Genomic DNA, 14066 nt, shown 5'->3' with positions numbered 1-14066 from the left:
CACATTGAGGTCTTACTGCAAGGTCTCGCTGAGAATGCGCGGCGTCACAAAGATCAGCAGTTCAGCCTTGGTGTTGCTGCGCGAACTCTGGCGAAACAACGCGCCAAGTATCGGAATATCGCCTAAACCAGGCACCTTCACTACAGTATCGGTATTGTTGATTTCGTAAATACCACCCAATACCACAGTCTGCCCATTGTCCACTAACGCTGACGTATTGACCGAACTCGTGTTGATGGTAGGTACCTGGCCGCTGCCGGGAACGGTGATGTAGCCAGCGAGCGCGTCCTTGGTCACGTTGATCAGCAGGTAGATGCGGTTATCGGCAGTGATGGTTGGCGTGACTTTAAGCTCCAACACAGCGTCCTTGAATGCGACGGTTGCCGTGCCGCTGCCAGATGAACTGCCTGTAGAATTCTGGTAGGTCACGTAGCCAATTTCCTGACCCTGACGGATAACGGCTTCTTGCTGGTTTGCCGTGATAACGCGAGGACTGGAGATAACCTCACTGCGGCCTTCCGTCTGTGCAGCGGAAAGCTCCAGATCGACTGAATAGTTGGCGCCGAGAATGGCCAATCCGAAACTACCGCCAGTCGTCGTAGCAGGTAAATTAAAGTTCAGACCGCTGGCTGTGCCGCTTCCACTGTCAGTGCCACCAATAGACACCACGTTGCCGCCGCCGACGCCTGACGCCAAACTGGTTCCAGCTGCCGTTGAATTCGCGAAACTTGTATTGTTCTGCTTGCCACTGATGCCGAATTTTGCGCCAAGATCCCGCGCGAAAGTGTCATTGGCGACTACAAGACGCGATTCGATAAGTACCTGCTGCACGGGCTTGTCCAGCACCGCAATAAGCTCGCGCAGTTGCTTGATTTTTTCAGGCGTGTCGTTGAGCAACAGGGTATTCGTACGGATATCAAACGCAACACTTCCACGCGTTGATAGAAAACCATGTTGAGCGCTGGCGTTGGTTCCGCCACTAGCCTGCAAGCTTCCTGTCGTCAACAACTTCGCAATATCCGAAGCCTTGCCATAGCTGATCGGCACATAGTCGGTGACCAGCTCGGCAGTATCTTGCGCTTTCAGCTTCGCATCGGCGATGTCCTGCTCGTACTTCGCGAGTTCGGCCTGTGGCGCGATCCAGATGACATTGCCATCGCGACGCTTGTCCAGGCTCTTGGCGCGCAAGATGACGTCCAGCGCCTGATCCCACGGCACGTTATCCAATCGCAACGTGACACCGCCGCTGACGCTGTCCGAAGCAACCAGATTGAGTCCGGATTCATCGGCGATCAGTTGCAGCGCCGAACGTACGGGAATGTCCTGGAAATTGAATGTGGCCCGTTTGCCGGTATAAACCGGTTCCTGACCCGCCTTGGCCAACGCTTCGGTTTTGGCATCGGTTTTCTTGGGTGACACCTCAACCACATACTGATCGGAAGTCTGATAACCCGATGTATCAGCGTCACCCTTCACGGCGATTTCGATATGCGCGCCACCACCGATGGCCGCCTTGGTAACAATCGACTGCACCGGTGTCGCAAAATCCAGCGTATCCAGACGTTGCGCCAAGTTGGGCGGCAGATTGGCGTGATCGATATTGACCAGCACCATGCCGCCCTTGTGCGTCATCTGGGCGTTGGCACCGGAACCGCTGAAGCTGATCAGTACGCGACCTTCACCGTTGGGGCCCCGGCGAAAATCGATATTGGAAATCGCCGGACCATTCATCGACGAAGGAAGCGCCTTGGACGGATCGATGGTGGCAACCGTGGTGACGGATTGATCCGCAGCGCCGTTATTGATAGTCAGCAGCAGGCTGTGACCTACAACGCGAGTGCGGTAGGTCGATTCACGCATCAGCTCGACCACGACGCGAGTACGGCCGCCAGCGGTTACCGCCGAGACGCCCGAAGTCGAACCTTGCCCGATGTTCAGATGCCGCGCGGATGCGTTATCAGTGTCGGCAAAGTCAACTGCTATACGAGGCGGATTGCCTGTCGTGAATATCTTTGGTTGCGGCACAGGTCCGTTACCGAAGTCCATCTTCAGCTCGACGTTGCCACCCGGCAGAGCCTGATAACTGATGTTCTTCAGCGTGGTGCCTGCTGCCAAAGCGGCGCTGGCCCAGCCGGAGCCGGCAAGCAGCAAGCCTATCAATACGTAGTGACTCGCATGGCGCATGACACGGCCCCGAAAGGATTGGATTGGATTGGTCATAGCATCAGCCCCTGTATTTCCTATTGCCCGGCAAGGGCGATGCTGGCAGGACGTTCCATCCAGCCACCATTACCGTTAGATACCAACTCGACCAGATCGATGTGATCATCGCTTATGGTGATGACGTGCCCGTAGTTCTGGCCCATGTATTCACCTTTGTGGATACGGTGAATCACCCCACCCGGATCCTTGATAAGCACTTCGGTACCGATACCGGAACCGACTGAACCGACCATCTTCAAGCTGTCCAGCGAAAACATTTCCAGTGGTTCCTTGGCACGGTTCGCATCCGGGCGCGGACCACTATTGCCGGAACTCGGCTCGGTTTCGGCCAAGCTCGGGCTGAACGGATCGCGCTTGTCCTGATCGTCGTACTTGAATGTCTCGAAAGTCTTGATGACCGGCAGTGGCGTGATCGGCGCGCCCTTCTTGGCCTTTTCCTGCGCGATCCAGTCGCGCAAATCCGAGGTGCCGCGCGTGCAGCCACTGAGAACCAAGGCGAGCCCCAGCATCAGCACAACACGTAGCGGATTGATGGCAGCAAACATTTTCATTTCTGCCCTCCCGGCGGGATGCTGCCCGATGCCTTGATGGTGGTGCTGCTCTCTTCATCATCGAGATAGCGATAGGTTTTGACCGTACCCTGCAGGACGAGCTGGCCATCGCTGGCTACGCCCCCTTTCGACGCTGCCTTCGGCGTCAACGAAACATCGTGCAAGGTCAGAATCACTACCCGTGGCAACGAAGCCACACCGCTGATAAAGGTACCGAACTGATGGTAGGTGCCGGACATACGCAAGGTGATTGGCTTTTCCGCGTAAAAATCCTTCGGTGTTTCCGGACCCGGCTGAAACAGTTCCGTCTGCAAGCCGGCGCTCTGCGCGGTCTGCGAAATATCGACGAGCAATTCCGGCATTTCGGTCTTGCCGGGCAGCTGACGAAGCAGCTGACGGAGCATGTCCTGCATCTCGTCGAGCTGTTGTTGCAGCGGTTCCAGATTGACGGCCTTGGCCTGCTTGGTCGAAAACTCCTGCTTTAACTGATCTTCCTTGCCGACCAGTGTCGTCAGGCTGTCCTGCTGGTCACCGATAAAGAAATACCAGCCAATAAGCACGATGACGGCGAACAACAGTCCGGTAAAGAACATCTTGACCGACTGCGGCCAGCCACCAACGTTGTTGCGATCGAGATTGCGAATGTCATCGAGGAACTTCATGGCTTGGTTCCTCCCGCAGTCGTCGCGCTCGCCGGTCCGAATATCGATTTCGCTGGCGCGGTGTAGTTAGTTTTCGTCTGCGCCGCTTCCAACGCCTTTGCCATCGCATCGAGTCTCACGCGATCCGCCGGCGTGGCGTCGGGCTTCGCCGCCGCCGCTTTGAACGACGCTACCATCGCCTCGATTTGTGCGCGCTCTGCCGGCGTGGTGGCGACTGGCGGTGGGGGTGTCTTGCTGAAATCGGTCTCGGGCATCTTGCTATCACTGGCCTCGTCAGTCTTTGGCCGACTCAATGCCACATCCAAGCCAAATGTGTAAGGCATGCGCGTTGCCTCCACACTTTTCTCGGTCTTGCGCAGCTCGGTATGACCCAGCCATGGCGAGGCTTCGATGTTGCGCATGTACTCAGCGACGCTGGCATTGGACTGCGCCACGCCATCGAGCGACATCGACTGGCCATCCTGCCTCATACCCGTGAGCCGCCCGCTGGACGGGATCGTTTTCACCAGCTCGTCGAACAGGTGGACCATCTGCGAGCGATCGGCCTGCAGCTGTTCGATGATCTGCTTGCGCGCCAACAGATGGTCGCGCACTTTTTCCAGATCCTTGATCTTGGCAATGCGCACGTCGACCTGGGTTATCTCGTTCTGCAGCATGGTGTTGCGATCGCTCTGGTTATCGATGCGCTCGCCCATCCATGATCCCCAGAGCAGCAAAAATAAAATCGCTGCTGCAAAGGAGACGCCCAATTGAATGTAGAACTCGCGTTCGCGCTGCTTGCGTCGAGCAGCACGATGCGGAAGTAGGTTGACATGTGCCATCAGTCGAAGCTCCTCAGGGCGAGGCCGACCGCGATCATCAACGCAGGTGCATCCTGAGCCAGCGACTGCGCCTGTACCCGCGGTGATAGCGACATCCGCGCCAGCGGATTGGCAACGATGCAGGGCACGCCGAGCTGTTCTTCCAGCATCGCACCCAACCCTTCGATCGAGGCACAACCACCGGCCAGTACGACCTGGTCGACCTTGCTGTACTCGCTGCCTGCAAAGAAGAACTGCAGCAGACGGCTGATCTGCTGGATCAGCGATTCCTTGAACGGCTCCAGTGCCTCGCTTTCGTAGGATTCGGGTAAGCCGCCCTTGCGCTTGGCACGACCGGCTTCCTCGTAGGACAGGCCGAAGCGACGCATGATCTCGTCGGTAAGCTGCTTGCCGCCAAAAACCTGTTCGCGCGAATAGATGGTGCGTTGATTACGCAGTACCGACAGCGTAGTCATGGTGGCACCGATGTCCACCACCGCCACCAGCGCGTCGCGCCCCACGCTCAGCTGGTCAGCCATCATCGCAAACGCGTTTTCCATCGCGAATGCTTCAACATCAATCACACCGGCAATCAGGCCGCCGAGATCGAGAGCCGCCACGCGCATATCAACGTTCTCGGTACGCGAGGCGGCCAGCAGCACATTATTCATCTCCGGGTTGTCACGCACCGGACCCACCACTTCGTAATCGAGGCTGACTTCGTCGATGGGGTAAGGAATGTACTGGTTTGCCTCAATCTGGATCTGACCTTCGAGGTCATCTTCAGAGAGGTCGCTGGACATCGGAATGATGCGGGTGATCACCGCTGAGCCGGCCACCGCGGCCGAACCGTGCTTGAGCTTGGAGCCGGAACGAGCCAGTGCGCGACGGATCGCATCGCCTACCGCTTCGACCTCGACGATGTTTTTCTCGACCACGGCATTGGGTGGCAGGGGCTCGACCGCGTAATGTTCCACGCGAAAACGGCCGCCCGCCTGACTGAGCTGCAGCAGCTTGACGGCAGTCGAACTGATGTCGACACCAATCAGTGCCGGCTTCTTGGGTGTAAAAAGCCCCACGGTGTTTCCCCCTTGCCACTTGGCGCCCCTAACCAGAATCCTGGAGGGATGCGCAATGGCATTAAATCGAAAAATTAACGCAATAGCAACGGTCTACGTGCACTTTCTCAACTAATTGTCGTGATGTCCGCCACAATTGCGACCTTGCCTTGTTTGGCGTGTGCCTTGCTTGGCGGCGACGTGCTCATTCGGGGATATTGCTACATCTATACTCTGGCATGTTTTGACTCAGGTCTCGCTATCCCCACACCATGCGAATTCTCAAGCGATTGTTGCGCTGGGCTCTGATCCTGGCTTTTTCCGGTCTGCTGCTTGCCGTTATCGCGGTTGGCGTGGCGTATTGGTTGATCGCGCCAAGGCTTCCAGCCGTAGCCGTTCTGAAGGATTACCACATGCAGGTACCGCTGCGCGTGCTGAGCGCAGACGGCAAATTGATCGCCAGTTTCGGCGAGACACGGCGCATCCCGGTAGCGATCGCCAATGTTCCCGATCAGCTCAAGCACGCGGTGCTGTCGGCCGAAGATGCCGACTTTTACCATCATCCTGGCGTGGATTGGCACGGTCTTGCCCGTGCCGGCTGGCACGTCATCGCAACCGGCGGCGACAAGGGCCCTGGCGGCTCGACGATTACCCAGCAGGTGGCGCGCAACATCTTCCTCAGTCCGGAAAAGCTCTACTCGCGCAAGCTCACTGAGATTTTCATCGCTCTGCGTATCGAGCACGAGCTGAGCAAGGACCAGATCCTCGAGCTCTATCTCAACAAGATGTTTCTCGGGCATCGCGCTTATGGCGTTGGTGCAGCCGCGGAGTATTACTACGGCAAGACGCTGGATCAGCTAACGGTGGCCGAGTGCGCCATGCTGGCCTCGACCTTCCAGTTGCCGTCAGTGGTGAACCCCATCAACAGCCCCGCACGCGGCATCGCCCGAAGGAACTGGGTGCTGGGTGAGATGCTCAAGCACGGTTACATCACCCAGCCGGTCTATCAACAGGCGATCGATGAGCCGAACCACGCTTTCCCGCACGAGCAAACCATTGAGGTCGACGCCCCTTATCTCGCCGAAATGGTACGGCGGCAGGCACTGGATCGACTGGGCAACGAGGCGCTGACCGAGGGCTATGTCGTCAAGACCACCCTGCAAAGCGATCGTCAGAAAGCGGCCGTGGAAGCATTGCGCAACGGGCTCGGCATCTATGACCACCGTCATGGTTGGCGCGGCCCGGAGGCGCATCAGGATCTGGCGGCCGATGCCGGAGAAGCCGACTACGATCGCGTGCTCTCCAGCTATTTCAGCATCTCGGGCATGCAGCCGGGGCTGGTCACCGCCGCCGACGCGACCGAGGCCACGGTTTATCTGGCCGATCACCAGAGCGCGAAACTCGAACTGGCCGCAATGAGCTGGGCACGCCCGCATATCGACGACGATCGTGTTGGCGCGGCGCCGACCACGGTCAGCAAGGTACTCAAACGCGGTGACGTGATCCGCCTTTCTCGCGATGAAAAGGGCGAATGGCAGCTCGATCAGATTCCCCGTGCGCAGGCCGCATTGACCTCGATCGATCCGGAAGACGGCTCAATCCGTGCGCTGGTCGGCGGCTTCAATTTCTCGCTGAGCAAATTCAACCGTGCCGTAATGGCAGCACGCCAGCCTGGCTCGAGTTTCAAACCGTATTTCTACTCGGCGGCGTTCGAACGCGGGTTCACGCCAGCATCGATCATCAACGACGCGCCGCTGGCATTGCCTGATCCATCGCGACCCGGTGGCATCTGGACGCCGTCCAACGACGATGGAAAGTTCGCTGGCCCGATGCGTCTGCGCGAAGCGTTGGTGCAGTCCAAGAATCTGGTTTCCGTACGCCTGCTCGACGCCATCGGCGTTCGCTATGCACGCGATTACGTCACCCGCTTCGGCTTCTCGCTCGACTCCATCCCGCCCAACCTGTCGATGGCACTCGGCACCGCGTCGGTTTCGCCGATGAGCATGGCGCGCGGCTACGCGGTGTTCGCCAACGGCGGCTACCTGGTCACGCCGTACTTCATCAGTGAGATCGACGACCGCACCGGCAAGCCGGTTTACGTGGCCAATCCCGCCCGCGCCTGTCGCGACTGCCAGGAGCGTCTGCTGGATACGAGCCCCCCCGGACCACCGCCAGCCGACATGATCAAGACGCCGGCCAACGATGTTCCGATAGCCACCACGGCAGCCCCTGCATCGGCCAGCAGCGTCGATGGCGTTGGCATCGCTGTCTTGCCTGCCGACGTGCACAATCAGAATGCGCACCCTCCGGTGCTGGCGCCGCTTGTCATCGACATTCGTAACGACTACCTGCTCACCTCACTGATGAAGGACGTGATCCTGCGCGGCACCGGTTCAGCCGCGAAGTCCCTCAACCGGACCGATCTGGCCGGCAAGACCGGCTCCACCAACGACCATCGCGATGCCTGGTTCGTCGGCTTCAACGGCAATCTTTCCACGGCGGTATGGGTTGGCTTCGACGATTACGCGTCGCTGGGTCATGGCGAGTTTGGTGCAAAAGCCGCACTGCCGATCTGGATGGACTATATGGGCGAGGTGCTGAAAGGCCTGCCAATGAACACGTTGCCAATGCCGCCCGGGATCAGTACGGTATTGATCAACCGCGACAGCGGTTTGCCGACCTCGTCGGATGACCCCAACAGCATGAACGAAATCTTCAAGGTGGAGGACGTCGACCGCCTGCGTACCCAGGCCACTCAGCAGAAGGAACAGGACCAGCAGCACGCCTACGATATTTTCTAAATCGCCCATGCAGCGTGTCGCCATCCAGATAGCGCCGCACTGCAGGCAATCTACCGATGAGGAGCGTGTCATGTCCCGAGGCGAACACCACCGCATCCACGCGCACGACCGGCTACAGCGCAGTCGTTTGCGCATTGCCCAGGAAGCCGCTCGCTTGATGAGCGAGCACGGCATCCGCGACTTTCACCACGCCAAGCTCAAGGCCGCCGAGCGCTTGGGTATTCTCGATACACAGGCGTTGCCACGTAACCTGGAAATCGAAGAAGCGCTACGTGAGCATCAGCGTCTGTTTCTTGCCGATAGTCAACCAAGATCATTGCGTCAGCGTCGGGAAGCTGCGGTCGAAGCCATGCGCTTTCTCTCCGCGTACGAACCGCGCCTGGTCGGCGCCGTGCTCGAAGGTACCGCCGATACTCACTCGGCCGTTTGCCTGCATGTGTTCAGCGATGATCCCGATGCGGTAGGTCGATATCTGCTCGACAACGGTGTACCGATCGAAACACAGACCCGCCGGCTGCGAACCAAGCGCGATGAGCAATCGGAATATCCCGTGTTGCTATTTGCCGCCGACGAGTTGCCGTTCGACCTCACCGTTCTGCCACGCGACAGCCTGCGTCAGGCACCGCTCGATCGGCGCGCCGACGACACGCCCATGCGGCGGGCGACGCTTACCCAGGTGGAAATTCTGCTGGCGGAAAACGATGACGATGCGTTCGAGCAGAGACTGTCGGCGGCTCTGCGCTGACCGTCAATGTGCCGTATCTGGCGACGCCATAGAAAAAGCCCGGGATAAACCCGGGCTTTTTCTTTTCTATCGATTGAGCGCAACAGACAGGCTTAGCGCTTCGCTTCCGGCAGATAGTCACGCACGTCGGCACCGGTATAGATCTGGCGCGGACGACCGATACGCGATCCGGGTGTTTCGTGCTGCTCGATCCAGTGAGCAATCCAGCCGGAGGTCCGCGCGATGGCGAACATCACCGTAAACATTTCGGTCGGAATGCCCAGCGCCTTGTAGATGATGCCGGAATAGAAATCAACGTTCGGGTAGAGCTTGCGCTCGACGAAATAATCGTCCTTCAGCGCCGCTTCTTCCAGCTTCATCGCCACATCGAGCAGGGGATCGTTGACGCCCAGTTCCTCGAGCACCTTGTGGCACATTTCGCGGATGATCTTCGCGCGCGGGTCGAAGTTCTTGTAAACGCGATGGCCGAAGCCCATCAGGCGGAAGCTGTCGTTCTTGTCCTTGGCGCGTTTGACGGCAGTCTCGACCTTGTCTGGTGTGCCGATTTCCTTCAGCTGCTTCAGCACCGCTTCGTTGGCGCCACCATGCGCCGGACCCCACAAAGCGGTAATGCCAGCAGCAATGGAGGCGTAAGGATTCGCACCGGTGGAACCGACCAGTCGAACAGTCGACGTCGAGGCATTCTGCTCGTGGTCGGCATGCAGGATAAACAGTAGATCGAGTGCTTTCGCTGCCACCGGACTCATCTCCAGCGGCTCACTTGGCACTTCGAACATCATGTGCAGGAAGCGGTCGACGTAGGCGAGGTTGTTGCGCGGGTAGCGGGCAGGCCAGCCGATCGAATAGCGATAGCAGGACGCGGCAATGGTCGGCATCTTCGCAATCAGGCGAATCGCCGCGAGTTTGCGATCGGCCGGGTCATCGACATCCAGATCGTCATGATAGAACGCCGACAGCGACGCCACCGAAGCCGCCAGCATGGCCATCGGATGCGCATCGTGGTGGAAACCCTGGAAAAAATTCTTCTGCGACTCGTGCATCATCGTGTGATGCGTGATCTCGTGGTCGAACGCGTCGAACTCGGCCTTGGTCGGCAGCTCGCCGTTGAGCAGCAGATAGGACACTTCGAGGAAGCTGGATTTTTCGGCCAGCTGGTCGATCGGATAACCGCGATACAACAGCACGCCCTCGTCACCATCGATATACGTGATCGCGCTCTTGGTGCTGGCGGTACTGCCGTAGCCGGGATCGTAGGTGAAGTGCCCGGTGTCCTTGTAAAGCGTACCGATGTCGATGCACGCGGGCCCAAGCGTGCCGCTGATCAATGGCAGCTCACTACTGCGCTGGTTCGACTCATCCACCAGCTTGACGATCTTGGTATCGGACACGGGAATCTCCTTACATGTGGATCACCACCAGGAGCAGCCGCTGGGGCGACACCGGTCGGCGAGGGGAATGCTTGGTTTGCATGCCGGGGAAAGCATGCGGTGCTTCGAACGCCTGGGCGTTGTTCAACGCGAATTATCGCATAAGGCCTTGTGAACATTCGATCGCGAATGGGAGCTCAGCGAGCACAAAAAAATACGGGGCAAGCCTGCGCTCACCCCGTATCTCGAATCGTATCTGCAGGCCTTTCAATGGAGACGGCCCGACAGCGAATTATTCTTTTGTCGAACCCGCATAGCGGCGACGGAACTTGTCCACGCGGCCGCCAACGTCAAGCGTCTTCTGCTTGCCGGTGTAAAACGGGTGCGAGTGGCTGGAGATATCCACCTTGATCAGCGGGTACTCGTTGCCGTCTTCCCACTTGATGGTTTCCTTGCTGGACATGGTCGACTTGGTCAGAAACGCGAAGTCGGACGACAGGTCCTGGAAAACGACCGCTTTGTTGTTCGGATGGATATCAGGCTTCATGACAGACTCTAAAGCGATGGAAACAAGAGCGGTATTGTAACGGTCGTTTGCCCGTCACTGCAACCCCGGAGCTTGTCCGCCTCAAACGACGACGCCCAAGGCACGCCGTACCATAGCGGCAAAGCGGGCCTGATCGACCTCCAGCACGATGTCGGCGTTGATCGGCCGGCCAAGTCGGCCAGCCCAATCAACCACGGTAGCGCCGCGGGTCAGACGCCCGTCGAGCTCAACCGAAACCGCACGCTTTTCGCGACGGGTGACGATCGACGGATCGATGGCCACAGCCATCGCCAGCGCGTCGGCGGCAATGACGCCTTGCCGCCCGTGCGTCAGGTTGTAGGCACGTGCGGTACCCACAATGCTGTCGTAAAACTTTGCGCGCTGATCACCGGCCTTCAACCAGCCCTCAAACTCTGCGTCGTCAAACGCATGCCGCAACGTGGCCTCCCAGTCGACCAGCTCGAACTGTGGAAACGCCTCGAACACCACATGCGCCGCCTCCGGGTCGAAGCCAATATTGAACTCGGCCGGCACCTTGCCGGTATTGCCGTGACCGGTGACCGCGCCGCCCATGATCACCAGCCGGGCAACCCGCTCGGGCAAGCTGGGATCGATCCGCAGCGCCAACGCCAGGTTCGTCAACGGCGCCAGCGCGACGAGTGTCAGCTCACCCGGCCGTTCGCGGGTGAGACGCAGCAATGCGAGCGCGGCGGGCTCATCCGCAGGCATGGCTCGTGGCGACGCAAATCCCACATCACCAAAACCATCCTGACCGTGCACAAATGCCGCGTCTTCTTCCGGTGCACGGACCAACGGTGTGGCGCAACCGGCAAAGATGGGTGTCGCGGCATCCAGCAGATCAACAAGGGTGCGTGCGTTACGCACGGTATGGCCCAGGCCGACATTGCCTGCAGCGATGCTCAGGCCCGCAACATCGGCATGTGCGTGCGCCATGAGGATAGCGAGCGCGTCGTCCACGCCGGGGTCGGTGTCGATTAGAAGCTGGGGCTTGGTCATGGGGACAAGTCGAGGATGAAAGAGCTTCGTAGTTTAGAGGTAACAGGCAGACCAGATCTCGCGAACGCTCTCAAGCCTTGATTCCTGTTACCCGTGACCGAAAGGAATCCTTTTTCAGGGCTCCCTATTCTCCACGCTCACGCATGCACATACCGCGCGGCGCCACCGATCCAGCGCTCTATCAACCGCTCGGTCTGTGCTGGATGTTGGGCCAGCATGCGCTCGCCAACCTGCTGCACCGCTGGCAACAGATGCGCGTCGCGAGCCAGATCGGCGATGCGGAAGCTGAGCTGTCCGGTCTGACGCGTGCCGAGTACTTCACCCGGGCCACGCAGCTCCAGATCCTTCTCGGCGATGCGAAAACCGTCGCTGGTTTCGCGCATGACCAGCAGTCGCTCCCGCGCCAGCTGTCCGAGCGGCGGTTGATACAGCAGCACGCAATTGGACGCGACCGCTCCACGCCCGACGCGCCCACGCAGCTGATGCAACTGCGCCAAGCCAAGCCGCTCACTGTTCTCGATCACCATCAGACTGGCATTGGGTACATCGACGCCCACCTCGATCACCGTGGTAGCCACCAGCACAGACAATTCCCCGGCCTTGAATGCATCCATCGCCGCCTGCTTTTCTTTCGGCTTCATGCGACCGTGAATCAAGCCAACTTTGAAGCCAACCAGCGCAGCCGAGAGTTCGGCGTGTGCTACTTCGGCCGCCTGCGCGCGCAATTGCTCGGATTCCTCGATCAGCGTGCACACCCAATAGACCTGTCGCCCTTCTCCGCACGCGGCGTGGATGCGCTCGATCACCTCGAACCGGCGCGCGTTGGAGATCGCAATCGTTTGCACCGGCGTGCGACCGGGCGGCAGCTCATCAATGGAAGAAACATCCAGGTCGGCGTAGGCGCTCATCGCCAGCGTGCGTGGAATGGGCGTGGCGGTCAGCACCAGCTGATGCGGCACCAGACCGCTGATGTGATCGGCACCCTTGTCACGTAAGGCAAGCCGCTGCTGCACGCCGAAACGATGCTGTTCGTCGACGATCACCAGTCCCAGTTGCGCAAAGGCCACGCCTTCCTGCATCAACGCATGCGTGCCGATCGCCATCGACGCACCCTCGGCGATCCGCTGCATAGCCTGCTGCCGCGCCTTGCCCTGCTGCTTGCCAACCAGCCATTCGACAGCGACACCGAGCGGCTGCAGCCAGTGTCGGAAATTGCGCAGATGCTGTTCGGCCAGCAACTCGGTCGGCGCCATCAGTGCGACCTGCTGACCGGCCTCAATGGCAGCCAGCGCAGCCAGTGCAGCCACCACGGTTTTGCCGCTGCCGACGTCGCCTTGCACCAGTCGCAGCATCGGCTTCGGCTGGGCGAGATCGCGCGCCACCTCTGCAGTTACACGTTGCTGCGCGGCGGTCAATGAGAACGGCAGTTCTTTCAGCAGTTGCTGGCGCAAGTTTCCATCGCCGCCAAGCACCGGCGCATGCCGACGGCGCACGGCAGCACGCATGCGCTTCAGGCTCAGATGCTGGGTCAACAACTCTTCAAAGGCCAGCCGCTGCTGCGCAGGGTGATGGCCAAGCATCAACTGGCCGAGGTGGGCATCCGGCGGCGGTCGATGCACGTAAAGCAATGCATCGCGCAACGAGGCAAGTCCGTGCTCTGCGCACAGTTCCGGCGGAATCAGCTCCAACTGCGCGGCAGGCGGCAGCAACGCCAGTGACTTCGCGATCACGCCAGCGAGCCGCTTCGTGCCCAGTCCTTCGGTCGTCGGATAGACCGGACTCAGCAATTCATCCACCGCAGCCAGCTCGTCACCGCTCAGCCGCTGATAGCTCGGGTGCACCATCTCCAGACCCTGCGCGGCGTGGCGAACCTCGCCATAGCAGAGCACGCGCGCACCAACCCGCAACTGTTCGGCCTGTGCGCGATTGAAATGGAAAAAGCGGAGCATCAGCGTCTGACCGCTCACATCGCCAATGGCCACCTTAAGCTGCGGGCGAAAACGGAAGCCGCGTTCGACCGCTTCGATAACGCCCTCGACTTGGGCTCGCTCACCGACGCGCAAATCCGCAATGGCGGTAACGCGGGTCTTGTCTTCATAGCGCAGTGGCAGGTGAAACCACAGATCCTGTACACGTTCCAATCCGAGCTTCGCCAGCGTAGTGACCAACGCCGGACCCACACCGCTCAGCGCACTGACCGGCGCAATACCGGGATCAGTGGTTACCGTGGAAGAAGGACGAGGAATGCGCGCGCTCATGACGCCCAAGCCTAACCGAGCACACCCCATCGCCGTA

General features: G+C 59.6%; 11 protein-coding genes. 2 read left to right on the top strand and 9 right to left on the bottom strand.

Annotated features, from left to right (window positions below):
- Positions 1-12: 12 nt before the first annotated feature.
- From HDE79_RS03730 to HDE79_RS03710, 5 genes are read right to left on the bottom strand one after another with little or no spacing between them, the layout of a single operon-like run.
- Entirely contained in the window at positions 13-2184 is a 2172-nt protein-coding gene (locus HDE79_RS03730; RefSeq protein ID WP_184600562.1) for a type IV pilus secretin PilQ, read from the bottom strand.
- A gap of 56 nt (positions 2185-2240) precedes the next feature.
- Complete coding sequence (locus HDE79_RS03725) at positions 2241-2774, bottom strand: pilus assembly protein PilP (RefSeq protein WP_184600561.1); 534 nt, start codon at positions 2772-2774, stop codon at positions 2241-2243.
- The gene (gene pilO / locus HDE79_RS03720; protein WP_184600560.1) at positions 2771-3436 is read right to left on the bottom strand and encodes a type 4a pilus biogenesis protein PilO; all 666 of its coding nucleotides are present in this window, start codon (positions 3434-3436) and stop codon (positions 2771-2773) included. The genes HDE79_RS03725 and pilO overlap by 4 nt, the downstream gene beginning before the upstream one ends.
- Complete coding sequence (locus tag HDE79_RS03715; RefSeq protein WP_184600559.1) at positions 3433-4257, bottom strand: PilN domain-containing protein; 825 nt, start codon at positions 4255-4257, stop codon at positions 3433-3435. Before HDE79_RS03715 ends, pilO begins: the two co-directional genes overlap by 4 nt.
- Entirely contained in the window at positions 4257-5315 is a 1059-nt protein-coding gene (locus HDE79_RS03710; RefSeq protein WP_184600558.1) for a pilus assembly protein PilM, read from the bottom strand. The genes HDE79_RS03715 and HDE79_RS03710 overlap by 1 nt, the downstream gene beginning before the upstream one ends.
- A gap of 251 nt (positions 5316-5566) precedes the next feature.
- Between HDE79_RS03710 and HDE79_RS03705 the strand changes: the two genes are divergently transcribed.
- Together HDE79_RS03705 and HDE79_RS03700 are read left to right on the top strand one after the other, a co-directional pair.
- Complete coding sequence (locus HDE79_RS03705) at positions 5567-8095, top strand: penicillin-binding protein 1A (protein WP_184600557.1); 2529 nt, start codon at positions 5567-5569, stop codon at positions 8093-8095.
- Between the two features lie 70 nt (positions 8096-8165).
- Positions 8166-8840, top strand: coding sequence for a hypothetical protein (locus HDE79_RS03700; RefSeq protein WP_184600556.1), 675 nt, complete (start codon positions 8166-8168; stop codon positions 8838-8840).
- A 92-nt stretch (positions 8841-8932) separates the two neighbouring features.
- On the opposite strand, the gene HDE79_RS03695 is transcribed toward HDE79_RS03700, so the two are convergent.
- The 4 genes from HDE79_RS03695 to recG all read right to left on the bottom strand — a co-directional run bounded on the left by HDE79_RS03695 (position 8933) and on the right by recG (position 14029).
- A complete protein-coding gene (locus tag HDE79_RS03695) occupies positions 8933-10228 on the bottom strand; it encodes a citrate synthase (protein WP_184600555.1) in 1296 nt (431 codons plus the stop codon).
- A 271-nt stretch (positions 10229-10499) separates the two neighbouring features.
- Complete coding sequence (locus tag HDE79_RS03690) at positions 10500-10754, bottom strand: type B 50S ribosomal protein L31 (RefSeq protein WP_184600554.1); 255 nt, start codon at positions 10752-10754, stop codon at positions 10500-10502.
- Between the two features lie 81 nt (positions 10755-10835).
- A complete protein-coding gene (locus HDE79_RS03685; protein WP_184600553.1) occupies positions 10836-11771 on the bottom strand; it encodes a nucleoside hydrolase in 936 nt (311 codons plus the stop codon).
- Positions 11772-11908: 137 nt separating this feature from the next.
- Complete coding sequence (gene recG, locus HDE79_RS03680; RefSeq protein WP_184600552.1) at positions 11909-14029, bottom strand: ATP-dependent DNA helicase RecG; 2121 nt, start codon at positions 14027-14029, stop codon at positions 11909-11911.
- Positions 14030-14066: the final 37 nt, after the last annotated feature.

This window comes from Rhodanobacter sp. MP1X3 (genome assembly GCF_014207165.1).
Classification (GTDB): Bacteria; Pseudomonadota; Gammaproteobacteria; order Xanthomonadales; family Rhodanobacteraceae; genus Rhodanobacter.
The sequence above is the reverse complement of the archived record's forward strand: the minus strand, read 5'-3'. Positions and strand labels throughout refer to the sequence as shown.

What these genes read in the sequence shown, in the direction of transcription:
- HDE79_RS03730 (WP_184600562.1), bottom strand. Translation starts at nt 2,184, where the DNA reads ATGCGCCATGCGAGTCACTACGTATTGATAGGCTTGCTGCTTGCCGGC.
- HDE79_RS03725 (WP_184600561.1), bottom strand. Translation starts at nt 2,774, where the DNA reads ATGAAAATGTTTGCTGCCATCAATCCGCTACGTGTTGTGCTGATGCTG.
- pilO (WP_184600560.1), bottom strand. Translation starts at nt 3,436, where the DNA reads ATGAAGTTCCTCGATGACATTCGCAATCTCGATCGCAACAACGTTGGT.
- HDE79_RS03715 (WP_184600559.1), bottom strand. Translation starts at nt 4,257, where the DNA reads ATGGCACATGTCAACCTACTTCCGCATCGTGCTGCTCGACGCAAGCAG.
- HDE79_RS03705 (WP_184600557.1), top strand. Translation starts at nt 5,567, where the DNA reads ATGCGAATTCTCAAGCGATTGTTGCGCTGGGCTCTGATCCTGGCTTTT.
- HDE79_RS03700 (WP_184600556.1), top strand. Translation starts at nt 8,166, where the DNA reads ATGTCCCGAGGCGAACACCACCGCATCCACGCGCACGACCGGCTACAG.
- HDE79_RS03690 (WP_184600554.1), bottom strand. Translation starts at nt 10,754, where the DNA reads ATGAAGCCTGATATCCATCCGAACAACAAAGCGGTCGTTTTCCAGGAC.
- HDE79_RS03685 (WP_184600553.1), bottom strand. Translation starts at nt 11,771, where the DNA reads ATGACCAAGCCCCAGCTTCTAATCGACACCGACCCCGGCGTGGACGAC.
- recG (WP_184600552.1), bottom strand. Translation starts at nt 14,029, where the DNA reads ATGAGCGCGCGCATTCCTCGTCCTTCTTCCACGGTAACCACTGATCCC.